Origin of the sequence: Streptomyces sp. NRRL B-1347 (assembly GCF_000720325.1) — a bacterium.
In the GTDB taxonomy this organism is placed as follows: domain Bacteria; phylum Actinomycetota; class Actinomycetes; order Streptomycetales; family Streptomycetaceae; genus Streptomyces.
On sequence record NZ_JOJM01000116.1, the window covers coordinates 1 to 10,117 of the forward strand.

Genomic DNA, 10,117 nt, shown 5'->3' on the forward strand with positions numbered 1-10,117 from the left:
GAATACACAACAGGCGGTCCGTTCTGGAGTCTTGTGTCGTGGTAAACCCAATTCTCTCACAACGGGCCGCTGTTCATTTTCTGAGGGTCCGGACAGAGATCCTAAGAATCGCGCTGAATAAGCCTCGGCGAGTTCGACGGTGCCGACGCGGGTGTCCCACTCGTGCGGACGATAGCCGTTGCGGTGATTGACGCGCTCGTCGCCGACCTGCCCGTACGCAGCATTGCAGAGGGCATCGACTTCCGCGGACATGAGCGCGTCGGCGAACGTCTTGACCATCGCGCGCAGCAGAATGGGACTCCCCGCGGCGAGGTTGCCTCCGGCAAAGGCATGCCGGGCACACAGAGCCTCTTTCATCCTCCGGCCCCTGTCACGCTCGTAGGCTTGTTGACCTGTGGTAACACCACTCGGAGTCACCCCTGGAAGGCCAGGATGAAAGAGGTTCAGTGACTAACGCACCGAGATGACCGAACGATTCCGCACCAGGAAGACCCTCACCGGCATGCCCGTCACCGGCTGACCGCCGGGCTCAGCACGGCACCCGAGCACCACCGACATACCTCAACCCAGATACCCCTCCAGCAACTTGACAACGCCACGAGCAGGGCTGTGACCTGGAACGATACGAATCTCAAGATCGTCCTGAATAACCTCCATGTGTCCAACCGGCACAGAGGCGCAGTCCGAGGGCATTGGCATGCGTAGAGCATCTTGAATGCTCCAAGCCGATCTGTGCGCCCCTGAATTGCGGCTTGCTGATCTCACCTTCCGTAAATAGACAGGAAGAAGCCCGGCGCGGCGAGAGAGGTGCATGGTGATGCGGGAGGTGATTGGACGGCGATCCCAGCCTCTGATCGAGGTGATCGATCTGGCCAGTGTCCCAGAACGCGCCGACACCGTTCTTGACGAATTCCTCTCAGCCAAGGCCAGGGCGGCTGCGGATGAGTACGTGCCTGCGGAGGTCTGCGGCATCCTGCGGGACTTCTTGTTGGCCGGCGGCAAGCGGCTGCGACCGATGCTCTGTGTGGCCGGATGGCAGGCAGCGGGCAGTCACAGCGAAACCGAGCTTGTGTTACGCCTGGGGGCGTCGTTGGAGATGTTCCACGCGTTCTGCCTGATCCATGACGACGTCATGGACAACAGCGCTACCAGGAGCGGTCAGCCCACCGTCCACCGCGTGAAGGTCCGTCGTCATACCGTCGGCCGCAGCCTGACCGGCGCCGACCGGCTGGAGACGGGGGCTGCGATTCTCCTGGGCTACCTTGCTCTGGCCTGTGCGGACGAACTGCTCCACTTCTCCGTGCTCGGCCCTTCCCAGCTCGGCGCGATATTGCCGTTGATTGAGGCCCGTGCTGAGGCCGTGTACGGCCAGTATCTCGATCTCGCCGCTGCCGGAATTCCGACTGGGGATCTTGACCGGGCACTGAAGGTTATCCGGTACAAGACGGCCAAGTACACCTGTGAGAGGCCGCTGCAGATCGGCGCCGCTCTCGCCGGGGCCGACCTTCAACTGCGCGAGCGCCTGAGCGCGTTCGGTGTCCCGTTAGGGCAGGCCTTCCAACTGCGTGATGATCTGCTTGGCGTCTTCGGTGTCCCAGACGAAACCGGCAAGCCCACATTCGATGACCTGCGCGAGGGGCACACCGCCCTGGTGGCGCTCACCCTCCAGCGGGCCACACTCGACCAGGTTGCCCAGCTGCGTCGGTTGATCGGGCACCGCAGTCTGACCGAGGACCAGGCCCCCGGTGTACGCGAGATCACCACGGTTACCGGCGCCCGCGACGCAGTGAAGGCGATGATTCGGACCCTCCACGAGAAGGCATTACGTGCACTGGAAACTCTACAGCTCGGATCCGACACGGCTGCGGCGCTGCGGCGCCCTGCCGATCGCGCCGTCCGGCGGCTGGCAGGCTCCCCTCCCACTGGCGCAACCATTTGGTCCGCCACCTGCTTCACGCCGCCCGCAAGACGGCACGTCGGCGGCACCCTCGAACCCACAGGAGCCATGCGAGCTGATCCCTCAGCCATGACTCGAGGGAATGGAATTCCAGCCCGGTCGCCCCCAGAGCCCTCCAGGAGGACCAGTTGGGTCACGTCTCGACAAGGAACCCGAGCGAGCGCCCGCATGGAACGTCGCCGAGTTCCCCGCGGGTTGCCATCGCTCCGTCGTGGTGAGTGGAAGGTCCAGGAGGCTTATTCAGGAGCTGGCGATCAGGCCACGAGCAGGACTGCGACCTGCAACGATACGAATCTCAAGATCGTCCTGAATAACCCTCCAGCCCTCCAATATGCGAAAGGAGTTCATGATCTTGCTGCCGGTTGATCCATTCGAGGATGCCACATGGGCTGACCCGCTCGGCCCGACGCGTCGTGAGCAGGCCGCACGTCGCATGAGCCATCAGTGCTGGATCGGGATCGATGACGCCGAACCTTGGGTGAGCCGCGAAGTCGACCGCGAGTGCCTGGAGATGGCATACATGTTCCTCGCCCTGATCTCACCGGTCACGGCGCCTGGACGGGACCGGGACGCGATCGTGGTCTACGGGGCACTGTCCGCAGTATTCGATACCTGCGCGACAAAACGGCGGAGGTTCACCGAGGAAGAACTTCTTGCAAAAAAGTACCGCGGGCGCCCGGTCGGAGAGTGGGCCGACCGTGTATGTACCGGCCTGGACGAGTGGACAGCGAATACACTGCAGCGAAGGTTCCACCACCAGATCGCACAACTCTCGGAGAACCGGCTCGAAAGCGGCATCGGCCCCAGTGAGCAGCGCAACGAGCGCAACCGCACCGACTACCGCTCGTACCTGCGCTGGAGGGAGCGGGAGGGCTGGTACTACGGGGGCCTCCTCGCCTGTGCTGTCGCCACCGGTGTGGACCTGCGCGACGTTCCGCCCCACTGGATCGAGGAGACGCTGGAGGCATCCGTCCTCGCCTTCGACATCCACGGATCACTGCGCCACGCGTGCGAGAAGGAGATCGGACACACACTGAACTATCTGCCCGGCACCCAGCACGAGAAGGTCACAACCTCCCTCGTAGCCTACACGGAAATCCTGTTCCGCCTCCAGGGCGCCGATGACATCAAGCCCCGGGACAAGGAATACCTCACGCGCTTCGTCATGGGCATCGTGGCCGGAGCCTACAGCTGCCGCCGGTACGCCAAGACAACACCACTGCATATCGCCCGTCCCGAGGACGTGGCCGTGGCCTGGAGCCACGTCGACAACACCCCCGACTACCGCTTCTCATACGCCCAGGTCACCGCGGAGGGCGCACCGAAACCGGGACGGGCGCGCCCCCATTCATAGCCCCCTGGCCGACCCTGTGTCCATGGCCACAGCCCCCCCCTCCCTCAATGCGTTCCCCCTGCCTCCCCTTCGGAAAGGCCGGTCATGACTACTCCCGAGGCTCAGCCCTACCTCACCCTCGACACCCAGGCCCACCGCTGTCCGGACGCCCTGTTCCGGGCACTTCGGGCGCAGGAAGGTATTCATCGTGATCCGAGTACGGGCTTCCACCTGATCGTGCGCCCCGACACCATCCGCACCGTCCTCCTCGACCCCGACACCTACTCCTCGGCTGACGCCCTCAGCCCCGCCCTCACTCAAGCCACCCATGCTCTCATGGGCCTGTTGAGCGCCGAGCAGCGTGATCATTTCGTCTCCCCCGTCGTGTCAATCATGACAAGTGAGGGTGCTACTCACCAGCGGCTACGCAAGGCAGTCAACCCATACTTCACCGCGCACGCCATCCGCCGCCGGTTCCCCTCCCTGCGTGCCAGGGCCGCCGCCGTCCTGGACAGGATGCCGGACCGCGCGGACTGGGTGCAGGACTTCTGCATGCCCTTCACCATCCATGCGATCTCCGACCTGCTCGGGGTGCCCGACGCCGACCACGCGACGGTGATCCGCTGGGACGACTTTCTCACCTCACTGGCCGCCGGCGGTAACGTCAGCCCCGAAGCCATCCATGCCTACCTCGACTTCACCAAGGAATTCACGCAATATTTCCGCGCGCGCACCACGCACCTGGCGCAGGAACCCGACGACAGTCTGCTCACGCACCTCATCCAGCAGGGCGACAGCCTCACCGACCACGAACGAATCCAATTCCTCCTCATCCTCTTCCCTGCGGGCAGCACCACCACCGTCATCCTCCTCACCCACATCGCACTGCGCCTCGCACGACAACCCGAACTCCTCCCACACCTGCGCGCCGCCCCCGAGACAGTCACGGACTTCATCGAGGAATGCGTCGTCGAGCGAAGCCCCTCCGCGAACGTCTTCCGCACCACCACCCGCGACGTCACTCTCCAAAACACCCATATCCCCGCAGGATCCCACCTGCTGCTCCTCGTCGCTGCCGCGAACCAGTCCATCGACGACCAATCCAGCCACCTCGCCTTCGGAACCGGCCTACACCGATGCCTAGGCGCCCAACTAGCCCGCGCCGAGGCACGCGCAGCCCTGGAAGAGATCCTCGAACGCTACACACGCATCACCGTCACCCACCCCCTGGACGACCTCCCCTTCCGCCCTCACCTGCTCATCCCCTCCCACCCGCACCTCCCGGTCCATGTGGAAAGGCGGAACGGCTGACATCTCGGCACCACACCTTGCTCCCGGCCCTCTGCTGATGCGACGACCCGGATCTTTCCCCAACGGCGCACAGAGAGCGCCACCGCAGAATTCCGTTCCAGGGAAGCGCAGGCTGACAACACGCAGGCGAGGCGTGAGGCAGCACGAAGCACCTGGACGGCGGAGACACCACCGCTCCTCGGCAAGCCACTTCCTCCATCCGACGATCCCGGCACGGACTGAGGCAGGAGAGCGGGCGCTGCTACGACGCTCGACCAGGAAGGACACCATGACCAGCAAGTCCTCTAGCCATCCCCATCTCTGGGACGTCATCGTCGTGGGCGCCGGCCCGGCAGGCGCCACCGCAGCCCGCACCGCAGCAGAAATGGGATGCCGGACCCTGCTCCTGGAACGGGCCGTATTACCCCGCTACAAGACTTGCGGCGGTGGCCTGGTGGGAGCTTCCGTCGCCGCACTGCCTGCAGGTTTCCGTATCCCGTCCCGTGACCACATCAACCAGATTTCGATCAGCTGTCACTCAAGAGGCATCCGAACCCTGTCCCAGCGAGATCCCGTGGTCACCATGGTGTACCGCGACGAATTCGATGCCGCCCTGACCCGATCAGCCACCGAGGCAGGCGCGGAACTCAGAGAACGGGTGCAAGTCAAAAGCGTGGCAACCAACGGGGAAACAGCAGTGGTCACAACCAACGGAGGACAACAGCTGCGAGCCCGCTCCGTAGTAGGCGCGGACGGCAGCACCAGCCGCATTGCCTGCTACGTGGGTGTACGGTGCGAACAGGTTGACCTTGCGCTGGAGGCCGAAGTCCCTGTCGCTTCAGACGAAACTGCGGCCTGGAAAGGCAGGGTGCTACTGGACTGGGGACCGATACCGGGCTCGTACGGCTGGGTCTTCCCTAAAGGGAATCACTTGACGATCGGAGTGATCTCTGCCCGCGGCCACCCGCATGCCACTCGCGCCTATATGAACGAATTCCTCGCCAGCCACCACCTTTCTAACATCGAAAACGCACGGACATCAGGCCATCTCACCCGCTGCCGCCTGCCTGACTCCCCGCTGTCCCGCGGACGCGTACTTGTCGCCGGCGACGCAGCAGGATTGCTGGATCCAATGTTTCGCGAAGGAATCTCTTTCGCTCTTCGCTCGGGAGCCCTGGCGGGCCATACCGCTGCCGCTATCGCTACTGCGAACGATGGACAGTTGGTCCGTGAGACCACCGATTCCTATGCCCGCCAGATCAACGACATCCTGGGGACAGAGATGCTCGAGAGCCGGAAGGTTCTCACCTTGTTCAAGAAACACCCACGGCTGGTTCATACCGGCCTGACCCGAGTCCCTGCGATCTCCAACAAGCTTTTTGACTACGCGGCCGGCCGCGCCACCATCCCCGAACTCCTGGACAACACCACCACCCAGATCGCGTTGGCACTCGCCTCTCGCCCGTGAATAGCATCTGAAGGGCCTCACGATTCCCGGACAGGCATCTGGTGATGGTCCTATGCCGCGATGCGCGACTTCCGGTGCTCAACGTGGACTTCGCACGGAGAGCGGTAGCCCACTGCCGAGTCTCGCGTAGGCCGGCGTCGATGTTGCGGTGTCCTGCCACAGCGCGGCGTGGAGTCTGTGCCGCCGTCGTACCGGGGGTTCCGCCCTACGCGCCAACGCCCGCGACCACACCCACCCCCCGACCATGCTCGGCCTCATCTGAACGACTTTACCGAGGCCCTGCTGCACGCCCCGGCCGAGCGAACGATCTCCCGGATCAAGCAGTGGCGCATCTTCCGGCACGCCCACATCGATGGTGTCCCGTCGGGTGGTGTAGCGGCGATCTCCTTATAGCCCCTGGTCGAGGGGCGGCCACCGCACAACTCTGCGAGTAGGGACGCTCGTTGAGAGGTGACGCGATGGCCTTGTCCCGGCATGACTTACTCCGGCTCATGGAGGCACTGCGTACGGCGGACGGAATCGAATTGGTCCGCGTCCTGGCCCAGCGGGTCCTGCAGGAGCTCATCGAGGCCGAGGCCACCGCCCATATCGGTGCTGAGCCCGGCGAACACACCCAGACGCGCACGACCTGGCGCAATGGGCATCGCGAGAGGCTGCTGACCACGCAGGCCGGGGACCTGGACCTGGCGATTCCCAAGGTCCGCACCGGGTCGTTCTTCCCGTCGCTGCTCGAGCGCCGGCGGCGTATCGACCAGGCCCTCTATGCCGTGATCATGGAGGCATACGTGCACGGCGTGTCCACCCGCAGCGTGGATGACCTGGTCAAAGCGTTGGGCGGGGACAGCGGGATCTCCACGTCCGAGGTCTCGAGGATCTGCGGCGACCTCGACGCGGAGCTGACCGTCTTCCGCACCCGGCCCCTGGACCACATCCGCTTCCCCTGCGTCTATCTCGACGCGACCTACTGCAAGGCCAGGGTCGAGCACCAGATCGTGTCCCAGGCCGTGGTCATCGCCACCGGCATCACCGAGGACGGTGGCCGCGAAGTCCTCGGACTCATGGTTGGCGACAGCGAAACCGAGGTGTTCTGGACCGAGTTCCTGCGCTCGCTGCGGGCCCGCGGTCTGAACGGGGTCCGCCTGGCCATCGGCGACCACCACCTGGGCCTGGTCGCGGCCGTCCGCAAGGTCATGCTCGGCGCCGCCTACCAGCGATGCCGTGTTCATTTCCTGCGCAACGTCTTCTCGGTGATCCCGGAGGACTCCGGGGAGATGGTGGCCGCGACGATCCGCACCATCTTCGCCCAGCCCACCGCCGAGTTGGTCCGGTCCCAGCTCGACACCGTCGCCGACATGCCCGGACGGCAGTTTCCCAGGGTCAAGGACATGCTCCTGGAGGCCAAGACCGACCTGACCGCGTTCGCTGAACCGCTCCGGTGACCGCCAGCTGAACCGGGCCCTGCACACCATCGTGATGTCCCGGCTGCAGCATCACGCTCCTACCAAGGCATATGCGGCCCGCCGCACGGCGGAGGGCAAAACCGCCCGCGAGATCAAACGATGCCTGAAACGAGCCGTTGCCCGACAAGTCTTCCGCCTGCTGGAGTCCACCGCACCACGCCAGAACACGGACTCTCCACCGCCCAGCGGCCACGCCCGACCCGAGGCGTCCGGGTCGGGCGCAACCCCGCCGACGGATGCCCGCAGCAGCCCACCCGTACTTGACCGGGTGCCGCAACACGACCAGCATGCACAGCAGCGGGGAAGGCCGCCTCTGTCGACGCCCCAGGCGTCTGACCTAAAAAATCATGTCCCTCGAGGACTCGTGAGGGACCTTCCCCGCCCCACTCCTACGCCTTGACAGACCATAGGAGCATCCTGCTGATCGGGATCGGCACCGCGATCGCCGAGGCGGGCCTGCGGGTCCGCTACACGACCACGGCGAACCTCGTGAACGAGCTGGCTGACGCGATCGGGACGGTCTGGCCCCAGGCCATCACGCAGACCTGCGTGGTTCACCTGCTGAGGGCGTCGTTCCGTTACTCGGCCCGTCAGGACTGGGACAAGACCTCGAAGGTGCTCAAGCCCGTCTACACCGCCGCCACCCAGGACATCGCGGAGGAACGGTTCCTGGAGTTCTGTGAGACGTGGGGCAAGAAGTACCCCGCGATCGTTCGGTTGTGGGAGAACGCCTGGGCCGAGTTCGTTCCTTTCCTCCGATTCGACAGCGAAATAGGGCGAGTTGTGTGCACGACCAACGCCATCGAGTCGGTGAACGCACGGATCCGCAAGGCCGTCCGGTCCCGCGGACACTTCCCGAACGAGCAAACAGCGATCAAGTGCGTCTACATGGCCGTCATGAGCCTCGACCCCACCGGCCAAGGACGCAAACGCTGGTCACAGCGGTGGAAGGCCGCACTCAACGCCTTCGAGATCACCTTCGCCGGACGGCTCTCCGCCGCCCACCGCTGAACCCCTAACAACTCCAGAACCACCATTCACATTCACTGGACAGGCCCGGTGGACGTCGCCGCCGATCTCGACCAGGTCCTGGTCAGCTGCGACGGCACCGAAGTCGCCCGTCACACCCGCTGCTGGGCCAAGCACCAGACCATCACCGACCCCACTCACGCGGCCGCAGCTACTGCCGCCCGCACGACCATCAACAAGCCCGAGCCCACCGAGAAGCTCGAGGTCGAGATGCGGTCCCTCGACAGCTACGACCGGATCTTCGGCGTCATCGACTTCTTCCAGTTCATCTCGGGCCGCTACAAACGTGCGTCCGTGATCGTGACCAGCAACAAGCCTTTCGGCCGCTGGGGAGAGGTCTTCGGTGACGACACCGTCGCCGCCGCGATGATCGACCGCCTGGTCCACCACGCGGAGGTCATCAGCCTCCGCGGCGACAGCTTCCGCATGCGCGGACGCGACGTCGGACGCGTCCCGCCCGCCGAGGCCAACAACAACGACTAGCAAGGTCAACTGACGCGTCGGGGGTCAATTTCCGACCGTCGACGGTGGGTCACGATTCACGCGTCGCCGACAGCCCTGCCTGCCCGCTCACGAGAAAGGCAGCCCAATAGTTCCGACGCAATATACCAGACGGGTGAAACTCGAAACTACCAGTGCGCGGACTTCGTATGATGCAAAGGTACATGGCAGCATAACTGGCGGTCGGGCGCCGTGAGGGCTCGCGTGTTCCTTGAGTCGGAGTCTCTCTTTGGCGCCATCAGCACGTGAAGGGAATGCACACGATGGGCTATATGCCGTTGCTGAGCAGGGCTGCCATTGCTGGGGCGTGCGCTCTGACGCTCTCTCTCCTGCCAGGAGTGGGAAACGCCGCGTCCGCGCGTGGGGACAGTAGCTGCGCAATGATTTCTACCTTCTCCAGTGCCAGCCAGAGCGGTACGACGTGCACGGTTCCCTCTGGTGTCAGCCGGGTCGACGCGTTCCTCATCGGTGCGGGAGGGCTCGGAGGGCTAGGCACCTTCTCCGGTGGAGGAGGGGGAGGGGGTGGCGCACGCATCCACTGTGCCGAGCAGTTGCTACGTCCGGGACAGCCCGTGACCGTCACTATCGGTGCTGGGGGCAGTGCTTCGTCCAATACCGCTGGTTTGACGAAGCTCGTGGTGAACGGATTCAAACTCGCTCACGCGGATGCGGGGCTCCAGGGCTCGTTCGCCTACGATCAAGGGCCAGGCCGAGGGGGCCTTGGGGGCCCCGGGGGATTTTGCGCCTTTCCTCTCCTCGACACCATCATTCCCGGCTATCGAGGCGAAGACGGCGCACTCGGAGGTCCAGGCGGGACCGGGGGTATGCCCGGGCAGACGGTCCCGCCGTCCTGCGCCAACGCGGGCCAAGGCGGCCAGGGTGGCACCGGCTCACCCAGTGGTGTGGGCTCTCGTGGCGCCGACGGAAAAGACGGCTGCATTGTCCTGACCTTCTCTTGAAGGGCGAGCCCTGCGTACCTTGAGCCTTTTCCACTTGTACGGTTTGTGGGTTGGGCGGTGACAGTATGTTGTCGGGTGCGTGACGAACGGGGCATCCCGCTGGTTTGCCAAGTCGCCAAA

The 10,117-nt window shown here is 64.6% G+C and carries 6 protein-coding genes and 3 pseudogenes; 8 read left to right on the plus strand and 1 reads right to left on the minus strand.

What is annotated here, in order from left to right; all coding sequences use genetic code 11:
• Positions 1-357: transposase (locus IG74_RS53870; protein WP_234334639.1), on the minus strand; the 357-nt coding region annotated here is incomplete at its 3' end.
• 460 nt (positions 358-817) lie between these two features.
• On the opposite strand from IG74_RS53870, the gene IG74_RS0142445 reads away from it, so the two are divergent.
• The 8 genes and pseudogenes from IG74_RS0142445 to IG74_RS54505 all read left to right on the plus strand — a co-directional run bounded on the left by IG74_RS0142445 (position 818) and on the right by IG74_RS54505 (position 9,020).
• Positions 818-2,323 (plus strand): polyprenyl synthetase family protein, encoded by a 1,506-nt coding sequence (locus IG74_RS0142445; protein ID WP_078869566.1) that lies wholly within the window; start codon positions 818-820, stop codon positions 2,321-2,323.
• Positions 2,304-3,311 (plus strand): hypothetical protein, encoded by a 1,008-nt coding sequence (locus IG74_RS0142450; protein WP_030688713.1) that lies wholly within the window; start codon positions 2,304-2,306, stop codon positions 3,309-3,311. The genes IG74_RS0142445 and IG74_RS0142450 overlap by 20 nt, the downstream gene beginning before the upstream one ends.
• A gap of 84 nt (positions 3,312-3,395) precedes the next feature.
• Entirely contained in the window at positions 3,396-4,601 is a 1,206-nt protein-coding gene (locus IG74_RS0142455) for a cytochrome P450 (protein WP_030688715.1), read from the plus strand.
• A gap of 268 nt (positions 4,602-4,869) precedes the next feature.
• Entirely contained in the window at positions 4,870-6,048 is a 1,179-nt protein-coding gene (locus tag IG74_RS50340; protein WP_078869565.1) for a geranylgeranyl reductase family protein, read from the plus strand.
• A gap of 458 nt (positions 6,049-6,506) precedes the next feature.
• Positions 6,507-7,475 (plus strand): annotated as a pseudogene (locus tag IG74_RS0142465) (IS256 family transposase); the annotation flags it as partial.
• Positions 7,471-7,650, plus strand: a pseudogene (locus tag IG74_RS53875) (IS110 family transposase); the annotation flags it as partial. The pseudogenes IG74_RS0142465 and IG74_RS53875, both read left to right, overlap by 5 nt.
• A 356-nt stretch (positions 7,651-8,006) precedes the next feature.
• Positions 8,007-8,519 (plus strand): annotated as a pseudogene (locus IG74_RS0142470) (transposase); the annotation flags it as partial.
• Positions 8,520-8,567: 48 nt separating this feature from the next.
• Positions 8,568-9,020 carry an ATP-binding protein gene (locus IG74_RS54505; protein WP_030688724.1) on the plus strand — a complete coding sequence of 151 codons (453 nt, stop codon included), beginning with the start codon at positions 8,568-8,570 and terminating at the stop codon, positions 9,018-9,020.
• The last annotated feature ends 1,097 nt before the right edge of the window (positions 9,021-10,117 follow it).

Coding starts and splice junctions, on each gene's coding strand:
- IG74_RS0142450 (WP_030688713.1), top strand. CDS start 2,304: ATGATCTTGCTGCCGGTTGATCCATTCGAGGATGCCACATGGGCTGAC.
- IG74_RS50340 (WP_078869565.1), top strand. CDS start 4,870: ATGACCAGCAAGTCCTCTAGCCATCCCCATCTCTGGGACGTCATCGTC.
- IG74_RS0142445 (WP_078869566.1), top strand. CDS start 818: ATGCGGGAGGTGATTGGACGGCGATCCCAGCCTCTGATCGAGGTGATC.
- IG74_RS0142455 (WP_030688715.1), top strand. CDS start 3,396: ATGACTACTCCCGAGGCTCAGCCCTACCTCACCCTCGACACCCAGGCC.